At 58.2% G+C, this 15,414-nt stretch carries 19 protein-coding genes and 2 pseudogenes; 7 read left to right on the plus strand and 14 right to left on the minus strand.

The annotated features are described in order from the left end of the window. The 4 genes from CP556_RS26205 to CP556_RS26210 form a co-directional block, all read left to right on the plus strand. Nucleotides 1-310 (plus strand): hypothetical protein (locus CP556_RS26205; RefSeq protein ID WP_176548288.1); only part of this gene is annotated, 310 nt, incomplete at its 5' end. Further along, nucleotides 300-536, plus strand: a complete 237-nt coding sequence (locus CP556_RS21400; RefSeq protein ID WP_098727714.1) for a hypothetical protein — start codon at nucleotides 300-302, stop codon at nucleotides 534-536. The genes CP556_RS26205 and CP556_RS21400, both read left to right, overlap by 11 nt. Nucleotides 537-557: 21 nt before the next feature. Further along, entirely contained in the window at nucleotides 558-764 is a 207-nt protein-coding gene (locus CP556_RS21405) for a hypothetical protein (protein ID WP_098727715.1), read from the plus strand. Further along, a complete protein-coding gene (locus CP556_RS26210; RefSeq protein ID WP_176548289.1) occupies nucleotides 761-928 on the plus strand; it encodes a hypothetical protein in 168 nt (55 codons plus the stop codon). Before CP556_RS21405 ends, CP556_RS26210 begins: the two co-directional genes overlap by 4 nt. Before the next feature lie 1,564 nt (nucleotides 929-2,492). On the opposite strand, the gene CP556_RS21410 is transcribed toward CP556_RS26210, so the two are convergent. From CP556_RS21410 to CP556_RS21455, 10 genes are all read right to left on the minus strand, one after another. Next, the gene (locus tag CP556_RS21410; protein ID WP_098727716.1) at nucleotides 2,493-2,978 is read right to left on the minus strand and encodes a DUF8160 family protein; all 486 of its coding nucleotides are present in this window, start codon (nucleotides 2,976-2,978) and stop codon (nucleotides 2,493-2,495) included. Beyond that, nucleotides 2,975-3,775 (minus strand): ParA family protein, encoded by an 801-nt coding sequence (locus tag CP556_RS21415; RefSeq protein ID WP_098727717.1) that lies wholly within the window; start codon nucleotides 3,773-3,775, stop codon nucleotides 2,975-2,977. Before CP556_RS21415 ends, CP556_RS21410 begins: the two co-directional genes overlap by 4 nt. Before the next feature lie 57 nt (nucleotides 3,776-3,832). Next, on the minus strand, nucleotides 3,833-4,315 hold the full coding sequence (locus CP556_RS21420) for a hypothetical protein (protein ID WP_176548290.1): 483 nt from the start codon (nucleotides 4,313-4,315) through the stop codon (nucleotides 3,833-3,835). 106 nt (nucleotides 4,316-4,421) lie between these two features. Then, the gene (locus CP556_RS21425) at nucleotides 4,422-4,595 is read right to left on the minus strand and encodes a hypothetical protein (protein WP_255291561.1); all 174 of its coding nucleotides are present in this window, start codon (nucleotides 4,593-4,595) and stop codon (nucleotides 4,422-4,424) included. Between the two features lie 102 nt (nucleotides 4,596-4,697). Beyond that, a complete protein-coding gene (locus tag CP556_RS21430; protein ID WP_098727718.1) occupies nucleotides 4,698-5,120 on the minus strand; it encodes a hypothetical protein in 423 nt (140 codons plus the stop codon). Next, a complete protein-coding gene (locus CP556_RS21435; RefSeq protein ID WP_098727719.1) occupies nucleotides 5,113-5,361 on the minus strand; it encodes a hypothetical protein in 249 nt (82 codons plus the stop codon). The genes CP556_RS21430 and CP556_RS21435 overlap by 8 nt, the downstream gene beginning before the upstream one ends. Further along, nucleotides 5,354-5,674, minus strand: coding sequence for a hypothetical protein (locus tag CP556_RS21440; protein ID WP_098727720.1), 321 nt, complete (start codon nucleotides 5,672-5,674; stop codon nucleotides 5,354-5,356). The genes CP556_RS21435 and CP556_RS21440 overlap by 8 nt, the downstream gene beginning before the upstream one ends. Further along, a complete protein-coding gene (locus tag CP556_RS21445) occupies nucleotides 5,667-6,077 on the minus strand; it encodes a hypothetical protein (protein WP_098727721.1) in 411 nt (136 codons plus the stop codon). The genes CP556_RS21440 and CP556_RS21445 overlap by 8 nt, the downstream gene beginning before the upstream one ends. Continuing rightward, the gene (locus CP556_RS21450) at nucleotides 6,074-6,361 is read right to left on the minus strand and encodes a hypothetical protein (RefSeq protein ID WP_098727722.1); all 288 of its coding nucleotides are present in this window, start codon (nucleotides 6,359-6,361) and stop codon (nucleotides 6,074-6,076) included. Before CP556_RS21450 ends, CP556_RS21445 begins: the two co-directional genes overlap by 4 nt. Nucleotides 6,362-6,664: 303 nt before the next feature. Beyond that, the gene (locus tag CP556_RS21455) at nucleotides 6,665-6,844 is read right to left on the minus strand and encodes a hypothetical protein (protein ID WP_098727723.1); all 180 of its coding nucleotides are present in this window, start codon (nucleotides 6,842-6,844) and stop codon (nucleotides 6,665-6,667) included. A gap of 75 nt (nucleotides 6,845-6,919) precedes the next feature. Here CP556_RS21455 and CP556_RS21460 point away from each other — a divergent pair, with 75 nt between their 5' ends. Continuing rightward, a complete protein-coding gene (locus CP556_RS21460; protein WP_098725114.1) occupies nucleotides 6,920-8,086 on the plus strand; it encodes an ISH3 family transposase in 1,167 nt (388 codons plus the stop codon). Between the two features lie 607 nt (nucleotides 8,087-8,693). Beyond that, complete coding sequence (locus tag CP556_RS21465; protein WP_098727724.1) at nucleotides 8,694-9,968, plus strand: IS4 family transposase; 1,275 nt, start codon at nucleotides 8,694-8,696, stop codon at nucleotides 9,966-9,968. On the opposite strand, the gene CP556_RS21470 is transcribed toward CP556_RS21465, so the two are convergent. From CP556_RS21470 to CP556_RS26995, 4 genes and pseudogenes are all read right to left on the minus strand, one after another. Next, a complete protein-coding gene (locus CP556_RS21470; protein ID WP_098727725.1) occupies nucleotides 9,965-12,115 on the minus strand; it encodes an outer membrane protein assembly factor BamB family protein in 2,151 nt (716 codons plus the stop codon). The two genes, CP556_RS21465 and CP556_RS21470, sit on opposite strands and share 4 nt — an antisense overlap. A gap of 122 nt (nucleotides 12,116-12,237) precedes the next feature. Continuing rightward, nucleotides 12,238-12,762, minus strand: a pseudogene (locus tag CP556_RS27380) (outer membrane protein assembly factor BamB family protein); the annotation flags it as partial. Continuing rightward, nucleotides 12,675-13,238 carry an outer membrane protein assembly factor BamB family protein gene (locus CP556_RS26215; protein WP_176548291.1) on the minus strand — a complete coding sequence of 188 codons (564 nt, stop codon included), beginning with the start codon at nucleotides 13,236-13,238 and terminating at the stop codon, nucleotides 12,675-12,677. The pseudogene CP556_RS27380 and the gene CP556_RS26215, both read right to left, overlap by 88 nt. Before the next feature lie 1,181 nt (nucleotides 13,239-14,419). Then, nucleotides 14,420-14,584 (minus strand): annotated as a pseudogene (locus tag CP556_RS26995) (integrase core domain-containing protein); the annotation flags it as partial. Between the two features lie 412 nt (nucleotides 14,585-14,996). On the opposite strand from CP556_RS26995, the gene CP556_RS21485 reads away from it, so the two are divergent. Next, nucleotides 14,997-15,260: a hypothetical protein gene (locus CP556_RS21485; protein ID WP_098727727.1), complete on the plus strand. Its 264-nt coding sequence runs from the start codon at nucleotides 14,997-14,999 to the stop codon at nucleotides 15,258-15,260. Nucleotides 15,261-15,414: the final 154 nt, after the last annotated feature.

The raw sequence follows: 15,414 nt of genomic DNA on the forward strand, positions 1-15,414 counted from the left end.
GCGCGAGTGTCCGTTCCCCGACTGTGAGTGGGCCTACGAGTACGCCCCCGACTACGACGGCCGACTTGAGGCTGACTTTCGCTCGGAGATGCACTACGAACGCGAGCACGCGGGCGAAGTGCGGATCAAGGTCACACTCGAGACGGCCCAGCTACTCGGCGACCGCAACCCGATGGCCGTCGCCGAACACGCCCACGAACGGTTTGCGGACAAGACGACCGCTGGCTACGAGGTCGCGTATGCATGTGCGGAGGTCACGGAGGAAGCGGACGATCACAGCGTACTTGCGGAGGACGACGATGCCGAGTAACGACGGCCTCGTGAATGCCGCGTTCCGCCTCGTGTCCGTCGCCCTCGTGGCCCCGATCGCCCTCGCGTTCGAGGCTTACGACCGCCTGCGTGGGCGTGACGCCGAGCCGACGGCCACTACGCCGAGTACCGTCGAGGACGCCGAGCCGACCGAGACTGACGACGCCGACGTTCCGATCCGAAGCGATACGACGGCCGCCGATCTGCTTGAGGGGTTCGATGAGTAGCCAAATCCCCGAGGCCGCTACGTGAATTTCTACTGCCCGGAATGCCAAGCGAACCCGGACGAGATCGAGGTCGTGTTCGACCGCGAGGGCTGGTCGGTCCTTCGGCACGCCTACTGTCTCACGGCGCTCAACGCGGCGATCGACGACGCCGCCCAGCCCGTCGCGGCGAGGCACCTACCGGAGGGGACGTTCGACGACCGGCTGTTTTGGACGGAGGACGAACCGTGACCGACGGCTCACTCGAGGCGGCCACCAGTTCGGTCGTGATTGTCGTCACGCTCGCGGCGCTTGCGACCGGCACGTTCGACCTCCGGTTGGCGGCGGCCGTGCTGCTCGTCACTCACGCCGGACTCGGCGCGCTGGTCGCCCGACATTATCTCGCCGCTCGGTAGACTGCTTTTCACTCGTGACACAGGGTGTCTACAGGCTGAGCAGGCCGAGTGCCTCGGGGCTTGACCCCGAGGCGGTTCACGAGGAACTAGATTACTAGAGGGTGTCATAGAATACTTCACAAGGTATTGTTTTCGTAGGTTCCACGGTGAATCACCCGTTACATCGTTCCTGTCTATTGATCGTCATACTCGTTACAGACCGAGGCGGAAGTCTGCAGATAGTGTTCTATAGGGTGGTGGCTTCAGTTGTCGGAGTCGGTCTCTTTGGACGATTCAGAGTACCCGTCGTAAATCACTCCGCTCTCGCTGAACTCCAAATTCTATACCTTCGCCTTTCCGCAGTCCGTGCATTGGAAGCCAACGACAATTCTATTATCGCCACCGCCATGTCCGACACCTTTTATTTCCCATCGGTGTTCGTCCTGTTCATCTACCATTTGCAGTTAGCCACTACCCCCAGAAAAAAGTGTTGGGGAAATCACCCAAATACCGCAGTAACATTCTTAGTTGTTAATAGCTCACCCTGCATCTATCAATTCAAGAGGGGTATGTGAACTGTTCTATGACACCCTCTTACTAGCCTACTGCTTCGGCAAACACCTTTCAAGGAGACAGCCGAAGTCCATGCTAACATATACCGTATGCGCTCACACAAGACCTACCGCCGCTGGCATGAGAGACAGGAAACCAAACCCTGCGTCAACTGTGGCGTCTATTTCGAATCCGGGCATGCCGTCGAACTAACGCGCGACGGAACGGCCCACGTCGACTGTGCTGACCCGTGGAAGGGCTATTTCGCGACCGACGACTAGCGCACTTTTCATTCGACACGCAGCGTCGCCCAAAAGCGGCGAGCCCGGCGTAGCGCGGGCAACGACTGACGCCGAGCGCTGGTGATGATGATCGGAGACAGACTGTCGCGCGTGGCGGACGCGACGAGTACGAATCCCACGGCTAGTGACACGTACTTTTTGGCCCGTGCGATTCCAACTATAACCTCTCACAAATCCGGCGAGCCGCGGGTAGCGACTGACGCCGGACGGAATCGGTAGAGCGATTGTCGCGCAGTGACACACAACGCGACATGTGAGTGTATCACACCCACCGGCACATAGCTTGGGGTCATGCCACTCGTTCACCGGAACCGTAGTGTGCATGGAAACGCCGCGAGCGGCACGGGAGAGTGGGAAACGCCCGCTCGCGGTGTACTGGTGGCGGTTCGGGAGTGTCGCGTACTGGGGGAGACGCGACAGTCGATGCAAGGCCCGCGAGCCGTTTGAGTGCGACGCCAACAGCATTTGGCCGGCCCGGCAGGTGCGTGGGGCTGTCTCCGCAACGGCTATGGAATAGCGAGCGAAAGCCCACGCTGGCCGTCGCGTCTGCCAGTCGCCTCGGGTCTGAACGTTCACCGTTTGGGGTTTCGTTCTGCCAACCCGGCCGACCGTCACGGCGGCGGTCACTTCGACTGCCGTGTCAGCGGCACGCAGCGGGGAGAACGAGGCGTCTATTACCGTATTACCGAACGGAGAACTACGTTACTCAGAAGTAAACTGTCTTGCTCGTCCTAATAGTCCAACTGCTCAAGCATATCTTGCACGTCGTGTGCGTCCACACCGTCCAAACTCTCCAAACCGTACTCGACTAGCAGCGGGTAGAAGTGACGATTCTTCTCGAGGTCCTCGCCGAACTCGCGTTCGTACTCGGCGCTGAGCATCTTGTAGCGGTAGCGCAACTCGTCGCGCTGGCCTTCGGGCAGGTAGAAGTACGTCCCGACCTGTTCGTCTTTCACGCGCTCGGTGTCGTCTTCACTCTCATCGCTTTCGTCCGTCTCGTCACTCTCTGCCGGTTCGTCTGTCTCGTCGGGTTCGGCTAAGTCGCCCGTCTCTGGCGTCTCGCCGGTCTGTTCCGCTTCGCCCGTTTCGTCTGTCTCGCTCGTCTGTGCTGGTTTGTCTGTTTCGGACGGTTTTGACGATTTGGACGCCTGCTCTCGCACGCGCTGTTTGGATCGGTTTCGCTTCCCCCGAAGGCGCTCGGCACGGTCGTCGCTCATGTACGCACCTCCGGTTCGGCGAATCCAAACTGGTCGTCAAGCCCAGCGGCGATCTCCAAGAAGACCTCGCACATGTCGCTTTCCGGGTTGTACTCGAGTAGCGAGACGCCGTCCTCGAGCGCGTATTGGATGTCCGCACGCTCTCGCACTTCCCAGACGGGCACGTCGTCAAAGGCGTCGTTGATCCATTCGACCATGTGCTGAGCTTGGTTCTTGCGCACGTCGATCCGATTCGTGACGACGCCGACCTCGTCGATCGTAATCTCGTAGTCCAACTCGAGCGAACCGACGTGATCGAATAGCAGCTCGAAGGCGCGCTTACTCGTGGACTCGGCCAGCGCCGGAATCAGGATGTTCTGGGCGGCAAACAGCGCGTTATCGGTGAGATTTCCCAGGTTCGGCGGACAGTCGATAATTACGTAGTCGTAGTCGTCTTCGACGTACTCGAGGAGCAAGTCGAGTTGCTCCCCGCCGCGACGGGACAGCGTCAACTCCGGCTCGGCGGCGGTCATATCGATGTTCGACGGAATCACGTCCATTTCCTCGTGTTCACGCACGATCTCGGTGACGCGCTCGCGGTCTTCGGGCTCGGTGAGACAGTCGAACAGGCTCGGCGGTGCCTCGTCGTAGGCGTCGGGCATCCCTAGGTCTTCGGTCGCGTTGCCCTGCGGGTCAATGTCGACGAACAGCACGTCCCGACCACGCTGGTTCAACGCCCCGGCGACGTTGATCGCGACGGTCGACTTCCCAACACCACCCTTCTGGTTCGTCACAGCTATCTTTGCTGGTTGTGCCATACAAACTCGTTTGGACAGCAGTGATATAAACGATGTGCTGACAGTCAAAACTTAGAATCAGTACTCGCCGGCCAGATTCCGCTGCCCGCCCTCGCGCTGTGCCCGTTCGTCGCGAGCGGCGGCGACGTTCTCCGGCGTATACTGTGGGAAGACCTCCGCGTCGGCCTTCCGATCGGCACACCGATCACAGACACGCCGTTCCCCATCCCGGCGCTCGAGCGTGACCTGGAGGAACACCTCGGGCGGCCCGACCGCGCCACACACGCGACAATAGGTCCAGTCGGGATAGCCGGCCACGTCGAGCGCGCACAGCTCGTAGGGCTCGAGGTCGGGCTCGTAGATATCCAACACGCGAAGCCGAGCGTTCCGAAAGGTTGCGTACTCGAAACCGGCGACCGGTCGCCAATCGCAGAGGTGGGCGTCTTTCCGCATCCCGGCCATATCGTACAGATGCTCGCGTGTCTTGCCGTCATTGTGACTGTCCTCTGGGTGCCACTCGCCGGTCGTCTCGCGGTCGCGGTGGGTCGTTTCGACGGGCATCTACGACTCTCCTCCGAGTAATCGATCAACCGATGGGTGGCGATCCTCGCACCAGCGCGTGAGACACCGGTCGCCGATCTTCTCGAGGCCACACGTTGGACAGACCTCACCGGGCATCACTTCCACCTCCGGGCAATTCGAGGACCACGTCAGCGGTCTCGCCCTTCCCGACCGTCTCGCATGTCAGGTGGCGGTGGTTGTGGGCGACCCGTTCGGCGATCTCCCGATTCGTCGCGGCGTCGAGACCGTCGCCGGCCTCGAGCGAGCGTTCGTACTCCACTCGCAGTTATCGCAGTAGGCGCGCATCGTGCCGTCGGCAGTGGGGACGGGACTACTCATCGGTCTCACCCGGTCGCTCCCGATTCTCCCAGTTCCAATCGTACTAGTCCGTACAGAACGGCGATTCTTCGGCGGGTCGCACTTCGATGTGGGTGCCCTTCCGAAGCTCTGCCCGGACCCACTCTGTGGTGAACATCCGCACGTTGTAGTCGTCGTACTCGTCGGGCCAGACCGGGACGCGGTGGCCAAACAGCATCGTCCGACCGGGCATGGCCTTCGGGTAGGTGCTGATACACGACCACATCCGCACGAGCACGCCGCGGTTGTTCTCATACGGCGTCGGCCGAAGCCACGGGGACGCACCGACGTTTCGGAGGACGATGCACAGCTCACCTTCCGCGTCGGCGACGGTCTTGACGGCCTCGTCGACGACCGCGTAATCGGGCCGGTTGCCCGGCGTCTCGCGGACCGGGATTGTCTCGCCGAGATCGACGCCCGCGACCTGTTGAACGGGTTCGCTAATCATCGGAATCACCGTCCGACTCCGGCGGGAGGTGTCGCTCGGCCCAGATCCGATGCTCGTCGTTGCACGGCTCACAGACGCGCGTCTTCGCCGTGTGCCCGTCCACGTTCTCGACTTTGACGAGATAGTCCGCACGCCGGCCACAGCCAAAGGCACACTCGCCACGATCGGGACCCTCGAGACGGACCGCGCTGGTCGGCATCGGTCCCCCGGCGCGTTCCCAGCGCTCACTCTCGCTACTCATCGCCCGGCACCTCCGTCTCGAGCATCGAGTAGTTCGTCTCGTCGAGACAGTCGCCATGCACGCGAATCTCGAGGTCGTCACGAATCGTCTGTGCGAGGTCGTAGTCCGCGCCGTCCCCGCCGACAGCCTCGAGTGCATCCGCGACCGCGTCGGCCGCTTCTTGGTCCGAAATGTCGAACTCGGCGGGCACGTCAGCGTCGTCGGGAATCCCGAACTCCTGCATGACGAGTCGCTCGCCCGACGACATGTCGATGGGCTTCCCACAGAGGTCACAGCGCCCGGCGTTCTGTTCGACGGCGTGCTCGCTACTCATCGGAATCACCGTCCTCGATGTACCGCTCGAGATTGGCGCGCCGAAGCACGTCGTCGGGCACGTCCGCGGGTGACGAGTACGCGAGCACGCTGTGGATCGCCGACCGGAACCGCTCGAGCCGGAACGACTGTGCGAGACACTTCCCACACGGCTTGCAGTTGTACTTCAACACGGCCTCGGCGGCCGTCTCCGCGTCGACGCGCGACCACAACGAGCCGTCGGGCAACCGCTGGCCGCATTTCGGGTGGTACTCGTAGTCGTACTCGTCGTGATCGGCTTCGGCCCGTTCGTGGACCGTGCCCGACGACGAGGACACGAACCGACAGTCGCCAGCTTCGAGGATCGTGTCGCCGTTCGGGGCCGTTTTCGCCCGGCGCTCTGGGCGCTCTGGTTCGCTACTCATACTCGCTCCCCCGCGTACACCTCGAGATACACCTCGGACACCGAGTACGCCTCCGTACTCTCGAGGGCCACCGTCTCGGCGACCTCGGTCAGCGCCGTCGGCGTCGGCACGTAGCCGTCGCGCTCGTGGTATTTCAGTACGGTACTCCCGTCGCAGTCGTAGAACCACTGCCAGCCCGTCGTGGGGTCCCCACAGCGGAGGACTTGATCCTCGCGGAGGCCGGCGAACGGATCGGCCCGCCGCGGCGTGGCGTGCGTGGTCGTCGAGTCTGCTTCGATGCTCATGTCTGGATACTCCGATTCCGGCGGGCTCGCGTGTGCGAGTCGCCCGAATCCTCTGTTATAGGATTTGTGAATAATATATATATATATATAAGTGTTATCCCGATAGACGGGGCGCTCGGGTATGCGAGCCGCGAGAGAACGGGCGAATCGCACATTCTGAAAATGCCCCGAATCGCTATCTGTCTCTGTGTGGTCACTCCACATGGCCGGTCGGACGGTCCGGCCAACAGGAACATCCAGGGAACGGGAGACACGGCTTCGCGTACCACCTCCCGCGCCTTTCGCCCTCGAAAAAGAAACTCGCTATTCTTCGTCGTCCCGATCGGGCTCGCGAGCCGCGCGGCCGGCGGGCGTGTCGGGCCACTCGTCGCGTTTGTACTCGCCGCTGTGGGTTCCGTTGACGTGCTCGAGGAGTTCGGCGATGCCGCCGGTCGTGCACGCACAGTCGGGCGACGGACAGTCGTAGGTCTTGGCGTCGGTCATTGGGCGGTGGTAGGGACGTGGGGAAGATCAGTACCTCACAAAGCCGGTTAGTTAGAACGTCTGCTTGCTGAAGGTGTGTTCAAGACCCAACAAGCAGACAATGAAATCCACGAAGACGAACTCCTTAACTTTCTCGTCAACCGGCTTGACGAGGAAGTTTCGCTCGGCCTTTCGAAAAACGCTGAAATAGATGCTGAGGTCATCTACGAGGTCCTCGTCGGCGCGTGCGCCGACGGGACCTCGGTCTCTACGTTATGTGGCTCTAGCGAGAACTCACCCGCAGCGAACACGATTCTCTATCATCTGCGGACGAAGTTCGAGCCGGAACGGCTCGAACGAGTGGCTAACACACTCCTTCGGCAGGATGTCGTCGAATTGCTCCCCGAGCAGGTGGAGGTCTGCGCAGACCTCCACCTGCGACCCTACTACGGTGACGAAGCCGACACAGACGGCCTCTACCACTCCGAGGCCAAGCGCGGAACCACCGCCTTCCACGCCTACGCCACACTCTACGCGCGTGTGAAGAACAAACGCTACACGCTGGCGGTGCGCCGTCTCGAAGACGGCGACACCGCCAGCAGCGTCCTCGCTGAGTTCCTCGGCGTCCTCGACGGCCTTGACACCGAAGTCAAGGCCGTCTACCTCGATCGCGGATTCTACGACAGCAAGTGTCTCACGTTACTCCAGACGCACAACTACGCCTACGTTGTCCCGATTATCCGGTGGGGTGAGACGATTCAGCAGGAACTCTCGGAAGGATGGAGTCGCGTCATCAACCACGACCTGACAGGGAAACTCGACGGTCACAGCTGGACCGTCGAGTTTCCGGTCTACATCGACTGTACGTACCTGAACGGACGGTACGACGAGAACGGCGTGGCGCGTCACGGCTACGCCGCTGACGCACCGTTCATTGACACGCCACGCGACGCTCGATACCATTACTCGAAACGCTTCGGTATCGAGTCGAGCTATCGCTTGTCCGAGCAAACGATAGCGACGACAACAACGCGAGACGCGACGGTGAGACTGCTGTACGTCGTAGTAAGTCTGCTGTTGCAGAACGTCTGGCGGTATCTCCACCACGAATACGTGGCGACGCCCCGCCGAGGCGGGCGCCGCCTCTGGTGGTGGCCGTACAAGGAGTTTATCAATATGGTTCGACGGGCTGCGTGGACGGCCCTCGCGGTGCGTCGGGCCGTCCCCGCGAACCGGCCACCAGACGACCGGTTCCACCGGTAGTCACCGACCAGGAACGCCGCCTTGTGAGTGGCTACGCTGTCGCTGTCGGCGGCGGTCAGCCGCCGACGCGACAGCTCCGCCTTCGAACAGCGTTGTTCAACCGCTATCGGCGACTCATCACAACAGAACAGGTGACTCAGGTCAGGTGAACTGGCGATGCTTTGTGAGGTACTGAAGATAGGTGGCGTGGCTCGAGGAGGAATACCTAGCCGGTATCGAAAAGAACGACCCTCGTCTACTGTCGTGTGCCACTACGCTGATCGACTAGATAGACCGTTCTTTTCGGGAACGTTCACTTTCACTCCGGTGGCGGTACTTTAAATACTACACGGTCCGAACGTCTGTTTGTAGAATGACCGAGAACGAATCCGAGCCATCCGACGAAGACCACGAGGCCGAAGAACCGCGGACAGAGTCTGGGCCATTTGGTCCGTCAATCTCCCAACTACAGCGGATGCAGCACCTGGGAGATATGATGGAAACGGCAACCACCATCCGTCTTTAGTTAGTCGAGGAACCGCGTGACAGCAGCGGCTTATCGAGGCTTCTTTTCGAGAGGAATGAGGAGGCGGCAAGTGTGCACCAAGACGCCTCCTCATCGAGAATCATGCGTCGGCTCACTACACTGTTTCCCTCTGAGTTCCTCGAAGAGCACGCCGAGGAACTCGGCGTGGTCGAACGCGATAGGAAGGCACAGATGCCTGCCCTCGTGTGGTCATTCGTGTTCGGCTTCGCCGCAGGCGAAAGCCGAACACTCGCTGGCTTCCGGCGCAGCTACAATGCCACTGCTGATGACACGCTCTCACCTGGCGGATTTCATCAGCGGTTGACGCCGACTTTTGCGGAGTACCTGTGCGACCTCGTCGAGCGTGCCATCGACGAGGTCGCTGTCCCTGAGGCTGTGGACGTCGATGTTGACCGATTCCGTGACGTGATGATTGCTGACGGCACGGTGTTGCGGTTGCATCGACTTCTCTCAGAAGAGTTCGAGCCACGAAGAGGGGAGCAGGGTGGAGCGCGGCTCCACCTGCTCCACAATGTCACCGACCAGACAATCGATCGTTTCAGCGTTACCGACGAGAAAGCACACGACAGCAACGGGTTCGACACAGGACCGTGGCTGGAAGACCGGTTAGTGCTGTTCGACCAAGCGTACTTCAAATACCGCCGCTTTGCGTTGATCGATGAGAACGACGGCTACTTCGTGAGTCGGCTGAAACCGAACGCAAATCCGAAGATAACGGCGGAATTACGGGAATGGCGTGGTGACGCCATTCCCTTGGAGGGCGAACAGATCCAGGATGTTGTGGACGACCTCCACCGGAAGTACATCGATGTCGAGGTTGAAGCAACGTTTCAGCGACGCGAATACGCAGGCACGGAGTCATGGGACAGCAAGAGGTTCCGTGTCGTCGGCGTCCGCGATGAGGACGCCGACGACTACCATCTCTACATCACGAACCTGCCAAGAGACGAGTTTCTGCCGTCAGATCTAGCAACAATCTATCGGTGTCGGTGGGAAGTGGAACTACTGTTTCGTGAGCTGAAGACGCAATACAACTTGGATGAGTTCAACACAAGCAAGGCGTATATCGTGGAAATCCTGCTGTATGCGGCGTTGTTATCGCTATTAGTGAGCCGTGATTTGTTGGATCTGGTCACCGAGCAGGCTGATGATGAGATCGTGTTTCCGCCGGAACGTTGGGCGGCGACCTTCCGGTCGCACGCCCAACTCATCCTTCATGAACTCAGTGAGTTCCTCGGCTACTCGCCACCACCGCTGTTAGAGCGACTGATCGAGGACGCACAGAAAATCCATCAGCAACGACCGATACTGCAAGAGACGCTCGCTACCGCTACACAACCGAGGTGTGAGGCCTAACTAAAGACAGATGAGGCGAGGACTTCCTTCTCTTTGGTTCCAACGTACAGGGTTTCCCCTGTGGCTGCAGGTTGGCTGAACGGCTCTCCTTCGGTCCCCTTTTGCCAGACTTGATCGCCTGTCTCTGGGTTGAGTGCAGTCACACCAGGAGAATCATTCGTGGTCACGAATAGGGTGTCACCATTGTGCGCTAGATACCCGAATGTCCCTGCTGAACTGTTGTGCGTCCAATTCTCCTTGCCGTTATGAGTAAACGCGGTGACGCCACCATTTCTGGTCGTCGCAAATACGCTTGTGTCGGTTGTAAGGACAGACCATCCGTTGCCGTCACCGAAGCTGACCTGCCACCGTCCATTGCCATCGCTTGCGTCGATCGCGTACAGGGTGGCTTCACCGGTTCCATATCCTTCTCCATCTTCCGTAAGGACGTAGACTCGATCTTTGCCGATGGCGGGCTGCGCGTTGACGCTTTCGTCAGTTTCGAACTGCCAGATTTGTGTTCCGTCCTCTAAGGACCGTGCTTCAATCTTTGATCCGAAGGCGATGTACACCATGCCGCCAGCAACAACTGGCGGATAGATGTCGCTCGAGACGGGAATTTGCCACTGTTGCGTGCCGGTTCTTACATCAACTGCATGGAGTGCTGTCGGCGATGCGTTGTATCCGACATCGTACTCAATGGCCAACACGGTGTCATCTGCGAGTACTGGTTGCCATGTCTGGAAGGTATCGCCCTCGTCGTACGTCCAGACTGACTCACCGGTTCGCAGATCAACTGCTTTGAGATCTCCAGCCGCAATATAGGCTGTATCGCCATCGGTAGCCGGTGGTGTCGTTTCGCTATGATCGAATGTCTGGTCCCAGAGGATCTCCGGCTCATCCGTTGGTCCATCACCTTCGGTACCGCCAGTCTGGCCAGCATCATACCCGTCAGTCGCCCAGCCAAGAGTGGGAATTCGAGGCGGCTCAACACCCTCGGCTGTGCCAGCAATGTGAGCCCGGAGCGTTGAACCACCAGCAACATATACCGTCTCGTCAATAGGGATCTGTCCGTCAACGACATCGTCATGGACACGGCGCCACAGAATATCGCCAGTGTCTGCATCAAGCAGGAGGACTTCCCGGTTGACAGTTCCAATGAGTACTCCGGCGTCGGTGACCGATGGCAGTGATGATGCAGCACCCATCTCGGATTCTCGCCATGCTCGGTTGCCGGTCGATTTTTCAAGTGCAGTTACTCCAGCGCCATTCGTCGTCGTGACGTACACGAGGGTCTCATTGGCGACGAGGTATTCGTAGTTATCTGCACTTTCGTTGTGCGTCCACTGCTCGTCACCGTTATGAGTGAGTGCGGTGACGCCACCGTTCGTCGTCGTCGCATACACTCGTTGGTCGTCGGCAACAACGCACTGGCCGTTGCCGTCACCAATCCGAGCGCGCCATCGTGCGTTGCCAGTTTCGGGATCAAGGGCGTAGAGATCTGCTTTGCCAGTTCCATACCCCTCGCCGTCCTCGGTGAGGACAAACAGTCGATCCTCTGTTAACGCTGGCTGTGCACTGGCTACTTCGGGGAGGTCAAACTGCCAGTTGAGTGAGCCACTGGCGAGGTTATACGCCTTGACTGTCCCTGGCGTCGCGAGATAGGCTGTCTCCTCATCCACGACTGGTAAGTGGGCACCGGCGGACACGCTGGTGTCCCACCGCCGGCTGCCACTCTCAGCCTCAATTACGTGGAGTCGGTCAATAGTGTTACTATACCCGGACTCCTGTTCAAAGGCAAGGACGAACGGCCCGGCAATAACTGGCTGATCTCTGAAGAGGTCACCGTCATTGTATCGCCACTCGGGATCAAGCGTTTCCGCGTTAAAGGCAATTACTTCGTTATCGGCCGAGACGTAAAGCCGGTCACCGTCAGACGCCGGTTCGCTCGCTGGAGCAGTCTCAAAAGTTTTCCACCAGTCAAGCGTCGTTCCCTGATCGCCTGTCGGTGGTGCGGCTGTGGGGTTGTACGCCGTCGTTGCCGAGTCGTATGCGCTCCCAGGCCATGTTCCTGCCTCCGGCGATGAGATCGTAACTGGAGATGGTGCCCCGCTCGTATGCGCCCGGATCGTTCCGCTAGCACCCGTGACGAACGTCCGGTCTTCCACAGTAACTGGTTGGTTGACACTTCCATCATGGACGCGACTCCACTTAACAGACCCATCAGTGGGATTAAGCGCGTATACTTCGTCGTCAGTCGTCCCACGAATACTCCTGCATTGGTGATTACCGGCCGGCTGGCAGTAGCGCCAACGGCCGTATCCCAGACTCTCGAACCGTCACTGAGGCTGAGACCGGCGATAAGATTGTCTGCAGTGACGTAGAGTCGATTCTCATCAATTGCGAGATGATGGAACGTATCCGCAAACCCTGCTTCCGTCCAGATGACTGTCCCGCTCGTATCGAATGCAGTAACGCCCCCATTGCTCGTTACGGCATATAGACGGCCACCGTTTGACACAAGGTCTCTCGCATTGCCGTCGCCGTATGCCTCTGTCCAGCGTGCGACACCGCTGCTCGCATCAAACGCTATGAGATTCGTAGTACTGGTTCCATATCCACTCCCATCTTCCATCGTGACGTATAGCTTCCCGTCCAGCAAGACAGGTGAGACGCTCGCCGGTTGGTTAAGTTCGTACTGCCACTCTTCGGTTCCAGTGTCCAGATTCAGCGCGCGGACGGTTGAGCCATCAGCGACATAACACATCGACCCATCGGCAACGGGAAAGCGAGCACCACTGGAGACATCTGCCACCCACTCCTGACTCCCGTCGGTAGCGTCGAGAACGTGAAGTTCCGAGATAGTGTTGCTATACCCTGAATCGCGATGGAGGACGATGAGATACCCTCGACCACGATTGGTCGATCTGTGAAGACCTCCCCTTCATCATACTTCCAGGTAACACGGCCGTTGCTGATGTCGAGCGCAACTACTTGCGTTCCGTCAGCCACATACACCGTGTCATTCGCGATCGCCGGGGCAGTAACCGAGTTCCCACCGAGCGTCTCCCACCAGTCAAGTGTCGTGGGAGTATCTATCGGTCCATCCGTATCCGTGTTATACGATGATTGTGTTGTTGCCCGTCCGATTTGTCGCCATTCACCGACGACCACTGGATAATCACTGGTAACGGCACCTGCCGCCGTCGAGACACCCGCTGTGGTACCCACGCCAAGAGCACCCAGTAGTTTGAGCGTCTCCCGCCTCAAGATTCCGTCATCAGTCGTCATTTCGTCTCGACAACGGTAACCGAGAACATATAGATTTTCCGGCTCTCAACTATATTTGATATGAAGTCACTCCACTGTTAGAGCATGACTGAGCCCGCTGCTAGAAGAGAGTTCTTTCAATTAGAACAATATAGTTTATATGTAGGCTTATTCAACTATATTGATATAGGAAGCTCTAGTACCACGCCATCGAGAAAAGACCCAAATTACAGCCTAAATAGCGTTAGATTTGTCGACCCTACTATATCGGCAGAGAGGTTTTCACGCCGTTGACGGAACCCCTGAGATCACGCAGCATTGAGACAGTGCCATTACTACACAGTGTGGGTGCCATGGGGTAGTTGTTTTAGGATCTGCTCGAGTTCGCTTCTTCCATGAGGTGTTTTTTCTTTAAGTGGTTCTCGGTACAAGTTGGAGATAGAGCGGGGGAGTGTTCTGCCCTAATTCTCAAGCACGACAGTCACAACTCGGTCGGTCCCTGAGAGGGCGGGCTATAGACTACACGGCTCTGTTGAGACCCTTAATTTCTAATACACTCAGTGAATTGAATATAAGGAATGTATGCAGTAGAACAAATTCTCATAGTCTCCGTGTCTACCAACGATACCCGGCCACACACAATTGGCCTATCTTCCAAAAGGCAGGTTGACACCCCCACGACCATCAGATCACCGTCACCACGCGAGTCGTCAAGACCCTACTTGAGCTTCCGGTGTATAATTGGTCGAGAATACCTTTTTGCCCGGAATCGACAGAGGAGTGTAGCTGCAGGCGGCCTTAGAGACGCGAGGGTAGGAACAAAGTCGATAGAAGCACGTTCCTTGAGTTCAAGTAGAACAATTACACAAACAAGTCCTACTAGTTATGAGCATGGGCCAGATACTCGTTTTGTCTCTCAATCTTACTCACTAGCCTCATCCGCCACCACTTGAAGAAATAGTAGCTGAGACCGAGATACCAGATGAAGCAGATCTGAAACTCGCCGAATGGGCGTGGCGGCTGGCCGCTGGTTACCTTCTCACGCACAACGTCGGCCTGCTGAGGCCGTCGACGAGTGCAAATAGTATGACCCAGTGGAGGCAATCAACAGTCTCAGCGAGCAGGCAATTTCTCGCAAAACTCTTAGTAAGAATGACAGTCGGCACTGTAAAGATCGTGATTCCTAGCATAGAGGGCACTGTCTAGTTCTGGATCGCCTTAGCTGGCGCCTTTCCGTCAAGAGCTTGATGCGGTCTGTACTGGTTGTAATAATGTTGGAACTGTTCAATTCATTCCCGGACGATCGCCCGACTGCCCACCCATGAATTATGGAAGCGGTCAACGCGCATTTTGAGACCATAGTACCACGCGGATGTCCCATTAGAGAGCAAGCAGTTTGTATTTTTTCTACTATATTGTTTCAAATACAATGGATTCTTCAACTGTCTGAACCGGTTTGGGTTTCTCGTCCTCGTTGTTTGAATTGTCTTTTTCCCTTGGGTGTTTGATTGCCTACTTCCAATGCACCCTGAAAAGAGAGCAAGAGTCCCACTTGCGCTGGCACAGAGTAGGTGTCTTCTTTCCATACTATCGCAGATGAGGGGGACAGTTAATTAATGATTCTAGTAGGAGTGAATTTATAAGTGATGGATCTTCCGTGGAGACCATGTCGAGACCATCGGTCGGGGCATCTACGAGCTCACTGACGACCCGCGCGAAGACGCCACCGACGACACACGCGATGTCGACGCCCTACAGGAACGAATCGACGATCTCGAGTTGGACCTCGCGGACGCCCGTAAGGATGTCGAGTACTACAAGAACGAACTCCAAGGCGCTCGCGAACAACTCGAGCGGGCACCCAACCGGCAGGAACTCAAGCGAGCGATCAAGGACCTCGAGCAGGCCTGCGAACGCGGCGACGGCAACGGCGTCGAGGTCGCGGTCGGGCGGCTGAAAGAGTCTGCGGGAAGCTATTCTCCTGCCTCATCAGAGGCCAGAACGGGAGTCCACGCTGAATCCCACGACTTTAGTCGTGGGTAGTTCAACTCTCATTACATCGCCGACGGAATGCTGTCAAACGTTTCCGGTTAGGAACCACGCTCAACGAAGTAGATCACACTCAGGACAACGAGGTCGGAAGTGGGACTACATTGGCGGCAGATATGTATTAAAGGATAGAGATACACGTAGGATA

The organism is Natrinema sp. CBA1119 (assembly GCF_002572525.1).
Classification (GTDB): Archaea; Halobacteriota; Halobacteria; order Halobacteriales; family Natrialbaceae; genus Natrinema.